General features: G+C 63.9%; 11 protein-coding genes and 1 riboswitch. Of the genes, 5 read left to right on the top strand and 6 right to left on the bottom strand.

Features of this window, described 5'->3' with window-relative positions; translation table 11 throughout:
* Positions 1–117 precede the first annotated feature (117 nt).
* Positions 118–1,776, bottom strand: a complete 1,659-nt coding sequence (locus tag H6718_22385; GenBank protein MCB9588173.1) for a transglutaminase domain-containing protein — start codon at positions 1,774–1,776, stop codon at positions 118–120.
* A gap of 109 nt (positions 1,777–1,885) precedes the next feature.
* Positions 1,886–2,548, bottom strand: coding sequence for a hypothetical protein (locus H6718_22380; GenBank protein MCB9588172.1), 663 nt, complete (start codon positions 2,546–2,548; stop codon positions 1,886–1,888).
* 258 nt (positions 2,549–2,806) lie between these two features.
* Here H6718_22380 and H6718_22375 point away from each other — a divergent pair, with 258 nt between their 5' ends.
* Positions 2,807–4,207 (top strand): hypothetical protein, encoded by a 1,401-nt coding sequence (locus H6718_22375; protein ID MCB9588171.1) that lies wholly within the window; start codon positions 2,807–2,809, stop codon positions 4,205–4,207.
* 37 nt (positions 4,208–4,244) lie between these two features.
* On the opposite strand, the gene H6718_22370 is transcribed toward H6718_22375, so the two are convergent.
* The 3 genes from H6718_22370 to H6718_22360 form a co-directional block, all read right to left on the bottom strand.
* The gene (locus tag H6718_22370) at positions 4,245–5,786 is read right to left on the bottom strand and encodes a DUF1552 domain-containing protein (GenBank protein MCB9588170.1); all 1,542 of its coding nucleotides are present in this window, start codon (positions 5,784–5,786) and stop codon (positions 4,245–4,247) included.
* A 1-nt stretch (position 5,787) separates the two neighbouring features.
* Positions 5,788–7,593: a DUF1592 domain-containing protein gene (locus H6718_22365; GenBank protein ID MCB9588169.1), complete on the bottom strand. Its 1,806-nt coding sequence runs from the start codon at positions 7,591–7,593 to the stop codon at positions 5,788–5,790.
* A 169-nt stretch (positions 7,594–7,762) separates the two neighbouring features.
* Complete coding sequence (locus H6718_22360; GenBank protein MCB9588168.1) at positions 7,763–8,296, bottom strand: hypothetical protein; 534 nt, start codon at positions 8,294–8,296, stop codon at positions 7,763–7,765.
* A 431-nt stretch (positions 8,297–8,727) separates the two neighbouring features.
* A riboswitch (cobalamin riboswitch) is annotated at positions 8,728–8,954 on the bottom strand.
* Positions 8,955–9,216: 262 nt separating this feature from the next.
* On the opposite strand from H6718_22360, the gene H6718_22355 reads away from it, so the two are divergent.
* A complete protein-coding gene (locus H6718_22355; GenBank protein MCB9588167.1) occupies positions 9,217–9,840 on the top strand; it encodes a hypothetical protein in 624 nt (207 codons plus the stop codon).
* A gap of 72 nt (positions 9,841–9,912) precedes the next feature.
* On the opposite strand, the gene H6718_22350 is transcribed toward H6718_22355, so the two are convergent.
* A complete protein-coding gene (locus tag H6718_22350; protein ID MCB9588166.1) occupies positions 9,913–12,030 on the bottom strand; it encodes a hypothetical protein in 2,118 nt (705 codons plus the stop codon).
* Positions 12,031–12,138: 108 nt separating this feature from the next.
* On the opposite strand from H6718_22350, the gene H6718_22345 reads away from it, so the two are divergent.
* From H6718_22345 to H6718_22335, 3 genes are all read left to right on the top strand, one after another.
* Entirely contained in the window at positions 12,139–12,846 is a 708-nt protein-coding gene (locus H6718_22345; GenBank protein MCB9588165.1) for a 16S rRNA (uracil(1498)-N(3))-methyltransferase, read from the top strand.
* A gap of 109 nt (positions 12,847–12,955) precedes the next feature.
* Positions 12,956–15,538, top strand: coding sequence for a response regulator (locus tag H6718_22340; GenBank protein ID MCB9588164.1), 2,583 nt, complete (start codon positions 12,956–12,958; stop codon positions 15,536–15,538).
* Between the two features lie 165 nt (positions 15,539–15,703).
* On the top strand, positions 15,704–16,387 hold the full coding sequence (locus H6718_22335) for a hypothetical protein (protein ID MCB9588163.1): 684 nt from the start codon (positions 15,704–15,706) through the stop codon (positions 16,385–16,387).
* The last annotated feature ends 60 nt before the right edge of the window (positions 16,388–16,447 follow it).

Here is a 16,447-nt window from a genome sequence, read left to right as displayed (position 1 = left end):
CATCGCGGGTCGTGGGAGCCGCCGCGCTCTACGACTGAGGCATCCCGTCGCGGGTCGTGGGAGCCGCCGCGCTCTACGACTGAGGCATCCCGTCGCGGGTCGTGGGAGCCGCCGTTCTCAACGACTGAGGGCAGCTCCGCAACGCTCATTCCCCGGCGTGCTCGCGATGACTTCGTACTCACCCACGCTGAGGTGGAACGGAACCATCACCGAGTCATCGAAGCGGCCCTCGGCATCGGTGGAAATGGACTGAAGCAGGTAGACTTCACCGCTAGCGCTCTTCAGGCCCACGTCGACGCGCACACCGCCGCAGCTCTTGCTATCGGAGCTCACGCTGCCGGTCACTCGCAGGGCGTGTCCGCGCTGTACGTCCGGTTGGCCGAGCTTCAAGCTCATATCAGGCGTCGGGCGCTTGTCGTCTTCGTCTCGAGACAGCCCTCCGTCCTGGGTCAGCATGGACAGCGGCGACGCGGCGCCGGGGTTGGAGTCACTTCCGCCGGGATCTGACGACGACTGGGCTGCTCCTGCGTCCCCAGTTTGCCCACCGGGAGCACCGTTGCCGTTGCCCCCTGGCTGCTGTCCGGAGCTGCGAGCCTCATCCGCCATCTCGGTTCCCGACTCGCTGCCTTCGGGCCACTTGTAGGGGTCTTGAGGTGGCACGTGTGCCTGGCGCGACTCATCCTGCTCGAGCTCCATGCGCCCCGCGGCGCCGCCGAGGTCGATGCGATGCCAGATCTGGCCGTCCCACACCTCGACCCAAGCATGGGCCTCGTTGCGGATCATGCGCGCCGGGATCCCCACCGCTTGCGCCGTGATCACGAAGGCGTACGCGCGGTGACGACACACGCCCTTCTTTGATAGCGCAAGCTCCTTGTAGAGCGCGGCGCCGCCGCCTTGGGGCCGCTGACCGCTCGGAGCAAACCCGCGGAAGTAGCCCACCAGCGCCTGAACCACGCTACGCGGCGTTTGCCCCGCGGTAATGCCGACATGACGCGCCACCTCGAGCGCGTCGTCTCGCACGGCACGAGGCAGCGCCGGCAAGCGCGGCTTCAGCGACGCGAAGCTCACGTCCGCGTAGCGCCCACCAAACGCATCCCGGGGCACGGCGATCTGCATCACCAACCGCACCCGGGCCCGCTGTTCCGCACGGATAAACCAGTTGTCCGCACTGTCGCGCAGCATCTCGAACTTCACCTCGGGCTGAGAGCGCGCCTTGAGCAGCTTTGCCATGGGCCCGGGCGATGGCACGCGCACGGGGACGTCCGCCTCGAGATCGACGGTCATATCCGCAAAGAACTGGTCGTCGGTGACCTGGGTGACGCCGCCCATACTGAGCTTCGTCATCGACTTGTCCTCCACCACCAGCTCCAACGCGTCGCTCACCGCGTCGTAGGCGTAGAGGCGCTTGAAGGGCGTCACTGCGGGCGTGAAGGGGTCGTCATAGCTCACGACGTCCGGGCGCGTGGTGTCGGAGTCGATGCGGTAGCTGGCGTCCACGCTCTCTGGCGTGGAGCTCCCGCCGTAGGCCTTTTCCACTTGGGAAGGCATGCGGGAGATATCGGGCGCGCGCACCACGCCGCTCGGTGTATCGATGGCCGCCGGCAAGTCGCTGCCCATGGCAGTCGCTTGCAGCATCACGTCTTCCTTCGGATCCGGTTCGAAGTACTCGTGGAGCACCGGCCCGTCTGCTGCTGCCCTCCCCCCAACCAAGAGAGCCAGCAGGACGCTAAACAGCGCACCCCCGCGCGTCACGACGCGAGAAGGTCTACGCTTCATTCGACGGCCCACGGCTCAAGGCTAGTCGCGCCCAGACGGCCGCGCAAACGCCAGTGCGTCTGGGTTCTGCGACCCAAGGAACGCAGGCCTTGGTGAGTCCAACCGGGGCTCAAATATCCAGCGCGTACCCAAGGCTGAGCGTCGCACCGCCCCAGGCACCTCTGCCTTTTTGGTGGGAATCGCTGAGGCTCGTACCGCCGTTGAGCACCAAGCCCACGAGCAGGTGGTTCGTGCTGGTGGACGCAAACTCGTAGCTTATCGCGCCACGCAAGCCAACGATGCCGCGGCCGACGTTGATGCGCGCCTCCTCGACCTCGATATCGGAGAGCGCGTACCCGCCGAGCACGCCGCCCTCGAGGCGCAGGCCATAGGGGGACTGCCAGGCGAGACCAGCGTGAGCAGTGTACGCATTGGTGATGTCGCCTGAACCCGCAGCGTGATGGTAGTCGAGTCCGACTTGGAACAGGTCGTAGCGACCCGAGAGGCTCAGCCCGGTCATGGTGCCAAACACCAGGCGGTCGCCGCCGGTCCCCGCTTCGCCCGCCAGTCGCAGATCCCCATTGCAGGCGATCCCGTTCCTGCAACGCGGGTCAGTCAGCTCGAGTCGCGAGCGATCCGGCTCGGGGTGACTCGCGATCTCATTTAGCCGCGCGGAAAATGGCCGCTCGAGTTCTTCCCACGTAGGCACGGCGGCTTGAGCGGACCCGGTGAGCAACAACAATGAAGCGGCCCCCAGCAGTGCGCCAAGAACCGTGGAACGAAAAGCAAGCATACGCGTAGCAGGAGCAAGCTCCGTACCAAGCGCCTCCCCCCGCCACGTCCATGAATCCTCAGTCTTTTTTGGGGGTGAGGCGCAGCGCTCAGTGGCTGTTGCTAGCCACTCGTGCCGCAAAGGCACCACCCGCTGTGCCTGAAATTCACGCGCAGCCCAGAACCCGCCGAGAGTGGGGTCAACGCCATCGCGGCGACCGCGCGGGTACACCGGATTGAGTTTGCATTTCCCGTGTGTGTGGGCAAGGATTGGCCTCCAATGCCTCGGCTTTCCGCTTGCTTCGTTTCTTGTCTCTTGGTTTCGACGGCACTCGCCGCGGTCGGCTGCAGCGGCTTGATCGGCCTGGATGAATTCAAGCCTGCGGCTGACAACTCCGGCGGTGCTGGTGGGAGTGCTGGCACCGCAGCAAACGGTGGGGATGCTGGCACCTCGGCTGCTGGAGGGACATCTGGACAAGGCGGCAGCGGGGGCATGGGCGGCAGCAGTGGCATGGGCGGCAGCGGCGCCACGGGGGCGAACGGAGGAACGGGGGCGAGCGGCGCAACGGGTGGGACGGGCGGCACTGGCGGCACGACCCCCCAGTGCAAGCTCGGGCCTGTCGCCGACCTCGGACCGAAAACGGATGAGAGACCGGATCTCCTCATCGTGCGCTGCGACCCCGACCGAGCGTTCGTCGTCGCGGGTCCCCTGGGAACCGATGCCGCGATTTACGGGGTAAACTACAACGGCGACCCAGATCCAGTGGACGAGCAAGGAACTTGGACCGGCGCACCCACTCGCATCGTCGCGGGGTCGTGCGACGCGAACGAGCTACGCCTGTTTGGAGTGGACTCCGGCGGCCTGGCTGAGTTCGCGTTTCCCCGCACCGGGAACGACTTGGCGAGTCCGCTCAGTCCGACCCGTACGGATGTGTCGACGCCACCAACCTGTGACGTACACTCTCTCCTCGCTTCATACAACGGGGGCTTGCACTATGCCGTCCAGTGCGGGACTTCGGACCTCTTCTTCGGGCCTCCAGCAACCCAGTTCACCACCATCCCTAAGGACGCGGAGGAGCCGTACTTCTACGCCTACTCTGGAGGCATTCACCTAATCCTCACGGAAACGGGCGCTGGCTGGTACGGCGCAGACGCGGCGCAGCTTGCGACCAAGCGCCAGACAAACTTCGAGGATTCCGCGACGCGCCCAACCTTCGCCACTATCGCCGACGCGAGCAGCCACGGCTTCACGGTGGTAGGTCTCACCACCACGACAGACCCGAACCTTTTGCCCGCACGACTCTTCGCTGGCCCGGTTCAACCAAGTCAAATCGCCAATGTGTTCGTGGGCGGCACCCTCCCAAGCGCGGTCAAGCAACTGGGTGAGCTGACCACCCTCGACCAAATTGGGCCGCTCAGCCCCCTAGCCACGTCAGCGAAGGCAAGCGCGTTCACCATCGTGGGACAGGACGAACGCGTGTACCTCTGGTCACTTTTGAACTCCGGCACAGGCTTGCTTAGAGGCCTCCCCGTCCGCGAAATCATCGGGGGTCAGGGCCCACTCGAGGCCGCAGCGAGTGTCAACGACGGCGGCATCGGCTACGTCGTGGTGTGGCTCGATCAGGAACTCCAGGGCGCAAGGCAGTATAGCCTTCACAGCCGCTCGCTGCTCTGCCTGTGACAGATCAGAATGGCTGCCAGCTAGTGGCGCACCGCGATTACGCCTTCAGGAACGGTAGCACTTCGCCGCGCACGTTCTTCACGCTCGCCGGATACTTGTTGTAGCCGGCGTACCAGGTACGTGTTTCGTCCCAGTGGTAGCCGTAACCGCCGCCAGCTTCGACCTCGTAGTCCGCCGGGCTGAGTCCCATCGCCTGCATCGCAGTGCCGAGGAACTGGTTGTACAGCAACCCCACGTGGGTGACCTCACCGCTGTCGTTGTCGCCTTGGCCGTTGTGAGCCACCACGTTCATGTTGCGGTAGTCGAGATACTGGCCGGTACGCAGCCAGCCGGCGGCGCTACCAGCCATGACGATCGGGAAGTCGATCGGGTCGTGCGTGTGGATGCCCGACTCTTGCGTCCAGAACGCGAGACAGCTGTCGAGCAATGTGCTGCCGTCCGCCTCCTGCACGGCGTCCAGCTTGCTGACGAGGTCCAGGAACAGGTGCTCGAAGAAGCGCTGATTTGATTCCGCAAGGATTTGTTGCCGGTCGCCCTGGAACCACTTGTGTGCGACTTCTTGGTGCCACTCGAGTGGCGTTTCGTGGAACCAGCCCGTCGCTCCCCCGTTGCCCCACATATCCCCAGTACGCAGCGTGACGATGCGTGTCGTATCGCAGCTGAGCGCGGCAACGATGACATCGTTCATCAAGCTCCAAAACTGGATGTGTTTCGGCACGTTGTGCAGGAAGTTGTCGCGCTGGAGATCCGCAGAGTCCTCCGTCGGCCGGGTGACCCCATCGCAAGACAGCGTGACACCCAGTCGACGCTGGATCTCATCGAGCTTCGCGATGTGCGAGTCGAGTCGCTGACGGTCCATGCTCGAGAGACGACGGTTCCCATCTCGTAGGCGCTTGTAGTCCTCCAGCACCAGGTCCACGACGGGCGTGCGCTGCTCCATCTGGTTACCGGGATCGCGATACAGCTGGTCGAACAAGCTGAGCGAGCTGTTCTCGGCGTGGAGCGGTTCGATTGGCGAGTTCTTGTCGCTCGGAACCGTGTGGTTCCAGGACATGCTTCCGCTGCCGAGCACCGCGCTGCGCTGGAGGATCGTGCTGAGGTCGCCGTAGAACTTGTCAGACCAAGCGAGCACCTGGTCACACGTCGGGACGTACTCCCGTTGCTGATCGTCGCTGTCCCCGTAGTTCCCCAGGGTACCGCCACGATGATGCGCGATGTAGAAGGGCAGGTCGAGGCCACGCACCACGTTCATCTTGGCGGCCAGAGCTGCGGTCCACTTGCTACCCGGAGCGTTGAGGACGTTCGACAGACGTGCGGTTCCACTGACATCCCCCAACGCGAGATCGCCACGTCGGATCGTGTGCCCCGCGTAGTCCATTTGCTCGGTGAGAAGCGCGTCGTCCGGATAGACGTTGGCGCTCCCGAGTCCACCGTGGTCCATGCGCATGGCGATGAAGCGGCGGATTGGCCCCGTGGGCGCCGCTTTGGCTTCGCTGCTGGAAAGCAGTGAGGGCAGGAAAGGCAGCGCGAGGGTGAATCCACCGATGCCGCGCAGCACGTGTCGCCTTGTAACCTTCATCTCACTTGTCTCCGAAGTTGCGCTGCAGGAAGTCATCCGAAAGGGCGACGGATCGCAGCGTCTCTTTGATGGGCTGACCGGTCTTGAGAGGTTGGTGCATTACGTCGAGCACGCAGGCATCTTTGCTAACCTGCTCCGTGCGCCCAAACGTGAAGCGGAAGTAGGCACGGGCGAAGCACGCCTGCACCTTCCCGCTCTCGATCATCAGCTCTTGCAGCTCGATACCGTCCTTCGCGATACGCTCGTCTTCGGGTGTGATGCGCGCGACCACTTCCGTATCGACGGGCGCCTCGCCATGCACCGCGCCAGTGACGAGGTCGATCATCTTCTCGATGTCGCGGGGTCTCCCCAGTGCGTCGAAATTCTCTGTGGCAAAGCCGAGGGGGTTGATGGCCTTTGCATGGCAGTCCGGGCAGATGCCAGTCCCCGTGAGGTTCTCCACCACCTGCCTGGAGGTTGCATCGGTCGCCGGCTCCGGGGTCGTCGCCATCACGTCCGCGGGAGGCGGCGGCAGCTTGTCACAAAGCAGCGCCCTGCGGATGAACACACCCTTCATGATTGGGCGCGTGTTCGCGGCGCCTGTCGCGACCATCGCTGCACGAGTCAACAGTCCCTGGCGCTCTGGCTCGCTGAAGTCAGGGGGTTCACCGACGCCATCCCACACGGGGACGTTGTAGAAGTCCGCAAGCTCCTGGCTGCGCGGAAACGCCTTTCGGCTGCGGTAGAAGTCCTCGACATGGCCAGGCGTGTCGAGGGTGTAGTAGAGCGCCATGTCCGTCACCTCGTCGAACATCGCGTCGCGCAAGTTTGGTGAGGGTTCGAAGTCTCCCCGCAGCTCGTCATACGCTGCGGTGCCGACCAGGGTGTTCAGTTGGGCTACGTCCGCGCGCCTGAACCATTCCGCATAGAATTGCCGGATGGTCTGGCGGGTCCGCGGATCATCAAACAAGCGGTCGACTTCCGCGGAGTACACTTGGGGGTCGAGCAAGCTGCCGTCCCGCGCGTGCCCCAGCAAGGTGTCGTCAGGCATGCTCTGCCAGAAGTGATACGAGAGGCGCGACGCGAGCTCGTAGGCTGAGACGGCAAACAGATCGGGCTTGCCGGCGACCGCTTCGTCTCCACCGTGCTCCACCATGTAAAAGAAGTTAGGGGATGCGATCATCAACGCGATCACATCGGCCCAATCCGCGCGCTCGAAGGGCGCGGTGCCGGCGGGGCGCTTGTAGAAGTCGACGTCCTCCGTCGAGAGCTGCTTGCGGAGCACCCGCTCGCCGAAGCCCTTCACGAAGGCGTCAAGGCACGCATCGTCGTTGCTTGCGTCCCCGTCCGTTGCACAGGCTTGAGCGACAGCGGAGAGCCGGGAGTCATCCGCGGTGAGTGCTTTGCCGAGCGCGACGGCCAAGTCGTAGTCGCGATCGACGTGCTCTTGAGTCACCGACTGGTCCACGCGGGTAAAGCCGCCCCAGTGCTCTTCCGGCCCTTTCCGCGCGTCCTGAGGGAAACCGTTCAAGGTCGTCTCGACGCTCGCGTAGATCGTGTCCGCGTCACCGGGCAGCGTCCGCTCGAGCAGGTCGCGCACGGTGTTGCGTAGTTGCACATTCGAGAGACGACGCAGCGGAACCGCGTCAGGCGCTTTCGTCTCGTCGCAGGTGAATGACACCGGAGCGGAGCCAGGGCCTCCGGCCCCCTCACCGCCTCCTCCAAGCTCCCCGGATGCTCCCGGATTACCGATCTGTCCCTGACAACTCCACCCGGCGCAGGAGGCGCCCAACAGCAGGGGGATCGCTAGCCAGCGTAGTGGTCGCATGCTCTTCCCTTCGCAAGTGAAGAGCACAATACCACGTGCAAATCTGAGTCCGGCTCGCACCGGGGAAGCTATTCAAAACTGCTCGCTCCCCTGGAGCTTTTTCTATACGGAAGATCAGCGCGCGAATGTAGGCGATGTAGGCAGCAGTGCGACAGGCGACGCGATGGCGCTACTGGGAACACTGGCCGTTGACCACCGCGACCGCGTCCAAGTCGAACACGCTGCTCGCGAGGTCAGCCCGATCGGTGATCCTCACGTAGCGCGCCTCGGCCAGGCCGACGTCCGCTAGATCGTAGGCGTCACCACCCGCCACCACTGGATCAGTGGGGTCGATCTCGTTTTCGTCCGCGTTGGCGTAGACGGCGTGCGTGCCTGCGCATTGCCCCCAGGGCGCGTCGAGCGCAGTACAGGGGAACTCATACCAGGTCACTCCGTCAGCGCTGACCGCGACGCTTCCCGGCTCCGCAAAGACCTGTCCGGAGCCGTACTCGAACGCGTTTTCGAACACCAGCAGGTCCGCCCCGGGGCCGTCGACGGCTGTGTCCCCCAACTCGAGGACGACCCAACCACCAATCCCCAGGGAAACGACGTCCAGAGAACCTCCGCAACATCCTCCACCCCGCGGCGGGCCGAGCACGTTCTGGGGGAAGTCCTGCTGACCGAAGGTCTGCCCTGAGCCGAACTCGTGGTCGACGGCACGTATCGCGAACGGAGATGCGTTTGCACACTCCCCGCCGGCCCCGCCGACCCCAGCCGAGCCACCAGCACTAGCGACGCCACCAGCGCCAGCACCCGCGATGCCACCAGCGCCTGCGGTTCCCCCGGCCTCCACGCCGCCGGTTGAATTTCCTCCCGGATTTTCACCGGCGGCTCCCCCTGCTGCTAGACCAGCGTGGCCCGCGGTCCCACCCTCTGCAGCGCCCGCTTGATTGCTAGACTCTGAGCTGCACGCCATCGCACCCAACGCGAGGGGCATCACACACCAGATGAGGGCGAAGGGTGTATAACGGGCAGCTTGGCGCTGCCCGGCGTCGCCGCGCGAAATGCGCGGGCGCACGATGATTTTCTGCATGGCTTGGCTACTCCCGCGGGTGAGCTCGCACCCGACGCACTGCCTAGGGCAGCAGGATTGGCCTCAAGAGAGGCACCGAGAGCAGGTTTTCCGGCTTCCTCGCTCGCTCCGATCTCCTTCCCAGGTTGCCCCAGTGGCTATCGATCGAAGCTAGATGCGCCCCAAGGGCGCTAGCAAACACACACGTTCGCGAGGTTACGGCGGCGGCTCCGCGTTGGCTTTCCGCTCTCGGTTGAGGCGGTCACCAAGCTTCCCTGACGCGACCTCGACCATCGAAATCACGTCCCCACGCGGGGGCGTGGGACCATCGGCTCGCGGAGCGAAGCACAACGCGCGAAGGGGCGCAATGTCTCACCCTCACCCCCAAATTCCCGTCGGGCGCCGCTACTAAACGGCGTGGCAATTCGCGCCGAACTGCATGAGCCAACTGGCGCGGTTGCAGAGTGCACGCATCGGGCCAACGCGCTGTCCGCCAACGACGGTTTCGTGGACCCCGGTTCCACGGCTATGGTGGGCATGCCCACGTCGGGCGAGGAGGTTCAAACCGACGCATGCAACGAAGAATCGTGAGCGCGCTGGCTGCTCTGGCGGTGACCAGCACGGTAGGCCTGGCGAGTGCGGAAGAAGGCGGCTTTGGCGCCGAGGGGAACTTCGTGTTCAGCGCCGAGCGCCTGTTCGGCTTCAGCAACGACAAGTTCAGCTTCGATACCCCGAACGACGACGAACGGACGTTCAAGGGGTTCGGCTTCGGCTGGAGTGGAGGCAGATCGACTCCCTACAACACACCACGCCTTGGCCTCGACTACTTCATCAACGACAATCTGAGCATCGGCGGCGCCTTCGGTTACGCGAGCCTCGACATCTCAGACGACGCCAACGATCCCAGTGGTTTCATCCTGGCTCCGCGAGTCGGCTACATGATCGGCATCAGCGATGTGTTCGGCTTCTGGCCGCGCGGTGGCCTCACCTACTACACGTTCGACGACCCGGACTTCGATCAGGTCGGGCTGACGCTGGAGGGGCTGTTCAGCATCGCGCCGCGGCCAGGCTTTGGCTTCATCACCGGCGTCGTGCTCGACCTGGGCTTCTCCGGTAGCCAGGACTTCGGCCAGACGAGCGTGGACTACACCGATCGCAACATCGCGCTCGTGTTCGGTATCGCGGGCTCGCTCTAGGCTGCGGCTCACGGAAGCAACGAGGCGCGTCAGCTGACGCGCCTCGTGTGTTTTGTGTTGTTTCCCGGAGGATTAGTTACAGCCAACTTCTTCGTTGGGTCCGTCGCAGTTGCAGATCCCGTCGCAGGTGGCCCGAATGGTTCCCGTGCGGAAGAACTCGTCCTGCATCTGATAGGCAGGCTCCAAAACTCGCACGCGATCGTGGGGATCCTCACCGTCCGTCGCAGGCAAGTTGCGCAGTGGTTCTGGCGCCAGGTTGAACTCGAACTCCACCAGCGCGGAGCCTTCGGTTAGCGGTCCAGCCGCCGTCTCCACGCCCCACACCGGTCGCGGCACCTTGCCGTCGTTGCTCAGGAGCTCTTTCGCTCCAACCGTGCGCGCCAAGAGCTGCGCCGCATAGCTCGTGACCTGATGATCGCCGATCGCGGAGTGAATCAACACGCGGTGATCCGGAGTATTCGGCAGTGTGTCACCGGTCAGGTAGTGCGCGTAGCCTGAAGGCTCCGTGTGGTCCCACAGCATTTGAATCAGCCCGAGGGTGAGCTGCACGTCGAGCGCGGTCTCCGTCGCCGCGTTGAGCACGAAGCCATAACCGGGCCAGTCTTGGCTGCGATTGAGCAGCAAATTGTACGGGAACCCGGGCTCGCCGAGCAGACCGCGGGTGACGTCCGTGGAGATGGTCATGTACACCGTCCCCATGATGCCGCCCTGGCTATCCCCGCGGTAAGCGCGCACGCTGGGGTCAATCTGACTCGGCGCAATCAGCGTCTCGTTGTTGTACGTGATGCCTTCCTTCGCGATGCGCCCCATCATCATGCGCATCGTGAGCAGCTGATTGATATGCCCCTGGTGCTGGCGGGCGATGAACGACTCGAAGAGGTCTGGATCGCCGCCCAGCGCGTTGATCGCGAGGGGAACGTCATCACCGGAGAAGCCGTACAGGTCGACGCTGAATGCCAGCCACTTGTAGTCGTCTGCCATGGTGGCGAGGTAGCCGTTTTGGCCCTCGTGTTTGCTGCCAAACAGCCCGTGCCCGTTCTGCAGCAGTCCGAGTGGTTCTGTGCCGTCAACGGAGTTGGGAATGTGGACCACGACGTCGAAGTCCATGGTGCCGTTCTGAGCAAGCTTGCCGTCGCTGCCCACGTTGAGGACCGCTTGATCCGGATCGTCTTGGCTGTAGAGCCGTGAGTTGGTCAGATACAGCGGAAGCTGCATGGTCAGCGTCACGCGGTACTTGATGTGAGGGTTCGGATCGGGTTCGACGGACTTCACGCTGTACGTCGGGCCGTCATCACCGACCGCTGCCAGCGCGAGATCGCGCATCTCGATCAGCCTCGCCGTGGTGTTCTCTCGCGTGGCCGTGGTGTAGTCCCAAGCGATCTGCAGGTCGTCCTTCGCTACGCCAGCAGCATCCAGCTTCGAGAAGATGTCCGCGTACAGCTCGCGGCGCTGATTCACGGAGTATTCGTTCGAATCGCTGCCGTCGCGGAGCGACTTGAAGGCCTCACTCGGCTCGATCAGCGCGCCGTCGTAGTTCTTCAGACCGCGCATGGCCACGATGTAGCGCGTGCCGTGCTTGAGGTGCTCAGCGGGCCGGAGCATGAACGTCCGTTCGTCGTCGAGCCCGTCTTTGCCGTCCAGGTTGGTGGAGTAGTCGATATCCACCCAGTGAGGGATGTGACGACCGGTGTCCGCCTCGATCAGGATGGTGCGCGAGTCCGCCTTGAGCGAGTCATCGATGGACTCGGGCGTCGGGAAGCCGTCGTCTGCGACCTGCGGGAAGTACGTCATCGGGCCTTGCCCCGGGGAAAAGCCGTCCAGGTGGGCGAAGAGCGCGGGATGAATCGAAGGTCCAAACGCGAAGCGTGGCAGCGTCGTCTTGCCAAACGCGACGACTTTGCCCGACGGCGTCTTCCCGTCGGGATCGTCGACCAGGTACACATTGCTCGGGAACGGGAAGCCGCAGTGCGTGGACAGGGGATCGCAGTCCTGGCCCAGCAGCGGCGGTGCGTCGGGATCCACCGTCCCTCCAGTGCCGCCCACTCCGGCGGTGCCAGCCGTCCCCGCTGTTCCCCCCGTCCCGCCGCTCCCAGCGCCGGGGTCATCATCGCTCCCACAAGCGACGAACGCAGAAGAGACGAACAGTCCGAGAACAATTGGGGTAAGCAGACGGCGAATTCGAAGCATCATGACCAGGAAAGCCTAACGGATGTTTGGCTTCCGATGGAGAGCGTTTCGAACCTGCGACCGACGACTCCGTTGACAGCACGCGTCATTCGGACGCAGAGGCCCAGGCAGTTGAACCTGATTCTGATCTCACCAGCCGAGCTAGACCCTCGCAGCATGCGAGCGGTGCTGATAGGGCGCCGTGCTGTCCATGTGCGTCAGGTCCACCGCGCGCGCGTCGGAGACCACCTGCGCGTCGGCATGCTGGATGGCGCGGTGGGGCAAGGCACGGTGGTCGAACTGTCCGGAGACCGAGTGGTGCTCGAAATCGAGCTCCGCGCAACGCCCCCTCAAGACGCGGGCATGCACCTGGTGCTGGCGTTGCCCCGCCCCAAGGTCCTCGGCCGCCTGCTCCGCGACGCAACGACGCTCGGGATCAAGCGCCTGACTCTGGTCAACGCGGCGCGTGTGGAAAAGAGCTACTGGCAAAACCATCGCCTGGCACCGGAGTGGATGCGGGACCAGGCGGTGCTTGGCCTCGAGCAAGCACGCGACACCTTGATGCCCAGGATTGACGTGCGCCGTCGCTTTCGGCCGTTCGTGGAGGACGAGCTGAGCCAAGCGCAGGGATTCAAGCTCGTGCTCCACCCAACCGCTACGGAGGCGTGTCCCCGCGCGAGCAACCAGTACCTGACGCTGGCGGTTGGGCCGGAGGGCGGGTTCATCCCCTTCGAGCTGGAACTCCTGGCAAACGCGGGGTTTTCTCCGCTGACACTTGGACCGCGCGTGCTCCGCGTGGAAACAGTCATCGGCGTTCTGGTCGGTCGCCTCCGAGGATGAGCCGGTCAGCCTGCCAGGCAGATAGCCTGACTGAAGTGTGGCCTGGTTCGAAACAAGCCAACGCGCCTCTTGGTGGGAGACGCGAATGCGCGGATACTGACCGCTGAGGATGCCTACTCAAGCGCCTCAGCCGAACAGGGCGACCCCGTCTAGTTCCGCCCAGCTGCGGAGCAAGGCGAGTCAGGCCCAGCGCTCCGGCCGCGTGCGGTTGGTCGGCTTGCTATTCGCAGTCAGCGTGCTGTTCCACAGCGGCGTGGTGCTGCTGCGTGGGCGGAGCACTGCGGTGCACTGGTGGACGGATATCGGGTGGACGCTGATCAGCCTCATCGCCGCAGCCAAGTGCGTCGACACGGCACTGCGGCAACAGCGGAGGCATCAACGTCGCGCCTGGTGGTGCTTCGCAATCGGCTGCGCGTCGTGGTTCCTTGGCATGCTGATCTGGGACTACTTCGAGCTAGTAGCCACTCAGATCACGCCTTTCCCCGCGGTTTCCGACGTCTTCTTTTTCGCGCTCGTACCAGCGTTCATCGCGGGGTTCTGGTTCCAGAAGCAGAGCGCTCCGAGCGTGCCGCTCACGCTGAAGCACGTAGGCGACCTGGGAGTCACGCTGAGCGTGGCGGCGATGGTGGGCGCCATGATGCTCTACCGGCCGGCGACTCAGCTCACGGAATCACGAACCTACGTCGCGAGCGCTCTGGCGTACCCGGTGTTGCACCTGTCCATGCTGCTGTTCGGGTTGAGTACGTTGTGGCAATACAACTGGGGTCGGCGACGGCGCGTCCTCTCGGTGCAGGTGTTGGCCACAGCGCTACTCGCGGCGGTGACCACGCTCTATGGGCACTCGCTCCTGATTCGCTCGTACGAGGCGGGTCATGTCATCGACGTGTTCTGGGTGGGCGCTTTCTGCCTGATGATCTGGGCCGCCTACGAAGCGGACTGGCTGCACACCGAGCGCTCCCGCGTGAGCGATGTGTCACCCACCCTCGATGCATTGGTGCCTGCGCTGGGAGTCTTGGCGATCACCGTCGTGGCCTTCGCCTTTCACACTCAGTGGACCACGGAGCTCGTGCCCTTTTTGGTAGGGCTTGGAGTGATGCTGGCGCTCTTCATGGGCATGCGCGCTTGGGGTAGCTCGCAGCTCGTGAAGGGCCTGCTAGACGACGTGCGGCGCGAAGAACGCCGCTTCCGCGTCCTGCTCGACGACGCCCCCATCGGCATCGCCTACATTCGCGACGACGGCAAAGTAGCGATCTGCAACCGACGCCTGAAGCAAATGACCAAGAGCGGTTCCATTGATTTGCTGGAAGGCGAAGAGTGGGTGGAGTCAGGGGTGTCTGATCGTATCCGTACGGTACTACTACGAAAGGAGCGCATCCAGTCGGAGCACACCCTCGCAGCGCCTGAGAAGGGTCAGGAGGGGGAGAAGGAGCACTTGTCTTCGGAGCTCGAGCGGCACATCCAACTCAGCGTCGCCCCCCTTGGGGGAGGCGGCGCGCTAGCGTTGATCTCCGATGGCACCGAGCAGCACATGCTGCTCAAGCAGCTCGTCCAAGCCCAAAAGATGGAAGCCGTCGGTAGCCTGGCAGGTGGTCTCGCTCACGACTTCAACAACCTGCTCACTGCAATGCTCGCAGGCGTGTCCCTGGTGCGCCTGAAGCAGGACGACCCGGAACTCGACGAGCATCTGGAGCAGATGGAGCAGTCGATGTGGCAAGCCGCGGAGCTCACTCAGCGTCTGCTCACCCTGTCTCGCAAACGCGAAGCGACGATGGGGCCAATGCAGCCCGCAAAGATCGTGCGTCGCGTAGCCAAGCTCCTCGAACGCAGCATCGCGGAGACGATCACGCTCAAGCTAGACCTCGAGGAAGAAGACTTGTGCATCCTCGGCGACGGAGGACAGCTGGAACAAGCGCTGCTGAACCTTGCGCTCAACGCCCGGGACGCCATGCCAGAGGGCGGTAGGCTCGAGTTCAAGATGCGGGTGGCAGATCTCACAGCCGCCTCCGCCCGTAGTCTGCCCGGCTCTTACCTGGTGCTGACCGTGACCGACACGGGTCACGGTATCCCCGAGGAAGTGCAGTCTCGAGTATTCGAGCCTTTCTTCACGACCAAGGCGGCGGGGGAAGGCACCGGCCTCGGCCTCGCGATGGTCTACGCAAGCATGAAGGAACAGGGCGGTTGGGCCTCGGTCTCCAGCTTGATGGGTCGGGGTACGACGTTCTCCCTCTACTTGCCCGCCCGTGAAGCGGATGCGAGTGAGGTCGAGAGCGACCGCTTCACTTCAGCATTGCCGCAAGGAACTGAATCAATCCTGGTCGTCGACGATCGAGACGCGCCGCTCCTGGCCGCGAAGGGTGTCCTCGACGCTTGTGGCTATCGCGTGGTGCTTGCTTGGTCTGGGGCAGAGGCGCTCGAACGCATTTCCAAGGGCGATCAGGCGTTTGACCTGGTGATCACAGATGCGGTGATGCCGAATATGGGTGGGCGCCGATTGCTGGCCGAGCTCAAGGCGCGCGAGGTGAACATCCCGGTAATTCTCGCCACGGGCTACGAGGTGGATCCCCACACCTCGAGCGACAGCTTCTCCGCGGTGATCGCCAAGCCTTACCACTCGAAGGAGCTCGCACGCATCGTGCGGCGCGTGCTTGATGAGCGCGCGAATCAAGTAAGCAGTAGCTCCAGGGCGGGCTGACGCGCCGCAGAGGTTCCGCAACGCGCTTTTCGATGGCGCTCTCGTTCGACTTTGCAGCGCAAAAAGATCGGGGGGTGAGGTCAATCTCGGGACCACCACGCCAGATCGACTCGCGCTGTACGACTGTTCAGCGCCAATCCTCTGGCTTCGTGCTATCTCTCCCGAATGTTGCGTTTCGCTTCCCTCGCGATCCTGACCCTGACCGCTGGCCTCAGCTTCGGCTGCGAAGACAAGGCTGCAACACCCAGCCCAGAGAAGGCAGCGGCGACCACCGCCGACACCAAGCCTGCAGAACCCGAAGCCAAGCCCGCGGAAACGGAGAAGCCCGCGGAGGACAAGGCGACGGAAGACAAACCCGCAGACGACAAGACGGCTGAGGATCAAAAAGCGGCCGAGCCGGCAGACGACAAGGCTGCCAAGCCCGAAGCGAAGACAGCAGAGAAGGCAGGCGCTGCGAAGGCTGAGCCCGCAGCGGAGAAGCCCGCTGAGGAGAAGAAGGGCGCGGAGGCCACTGGCGATTCATTCGGGGCGTACCTCGCGGGCGGCAAGTACACCGCCGGAAAGCCAGGCACCTTGACCGCAGTGCTGACCGCCAAGGGCGAATATCACTGCAACGATAAGTACCCCTACAAGTTCACACTCGATCCAGCGCCTGCAGGCGTGACGTTCCCCGAGACGGTGGTCAAGGGCATGAACGTCAGCGAGAAACGCTCAACCATGGCGATCCCGTTCACCCCGAGCGAGAAGGGCGCGAAGACCATCAGTGGAACCTTGGCCTTCTCCGTCTGCAACGCAGATCGCTGTCTGATCGAGAAGCAGAAGCTGACGATCACAGTGAACGTCAACTAGCATACACCGGTTCCCTACGGATAAGAGCCGTGAGCACGTTCGCTCGCGGCTCTTGAGTTT

It is taken from the genome of Polyangiaceae bacterium, from assembly GCA_020633205.1.
In the GTDB taxonomy this organism is placed as follows: domain Bacteria; phylum Myxococcota_A; class Polyangia; order Polyangiales; family Polyangiaceae; genus JAHBVY01.
The sequence above is the reverse complement of the archived record's forward strand: the minus strand, read 5'-3'. Positions and strand labels throughout refer to the sequence as shown.

Coding starts and splice junctions, on each gene's coding strand:
- H6718_22375 (MCB9588171.1), top strand. CDS start 2,807: ATGCCTCGGCTTTCCGCTTGCTTCGTTTCTTGTCTCTTGGTTTCGACG.
- H6718_22340 (MCB9588164.1), top strand. CDS start 12,956: ATGCCTACTCAAGCGCCTCAGCCGAACAGGGCGACCCCGTCTAGTTCC.
- H6718_22370 (MCB9588170.1), bottom strand. CDS start 5,786: ATGAAGGTTACAAGGCGACACGTGCTGCGCGGCATCGGTGGATTCACC.
- H6718_22380 (MCB9588172.1), bottom strand. CDS start 2,548: ATGCTTGCTTTTCGTTCCACGGTTCTTGGCGCACTGCTGGGGGCCGCT.
- H6718_22365 (MCB9588169.1), bottom strand. CDS start 7,593: ATGCGACCACTACGCTGGCTAGCGATCCCCCTGCTGTTGGGCGCCTCC.
- H6718_22350 (MCB9588166.1), bottom strand. CDS start 12,030: ATGATGCTTCGAATTCGCCGTCTGCTTACCCCAATTGTTCTCGGACTG.
- H6718_22355 (MCB9588167.1), top strand. CDS start 9,217: ATGCAACGAAGAATCGTGAGCGCGCTGGCTGCTCTGGCGGTGACCAGC.
- H6718_22385 (MCB9588173.1), bottom strand. CDS start 1,776: ATGAAGCGTAGACCTTCTCGCGTCGTGACGCGCGGGGGTGCGCTGTTT.
- H6718_22335 (MCB9588163.1), top strand. CDS start 15,704: ATGTTGCGTTTCGCTTCCCTCGCGATCCTGACCCTGACCGCTGGCCTC.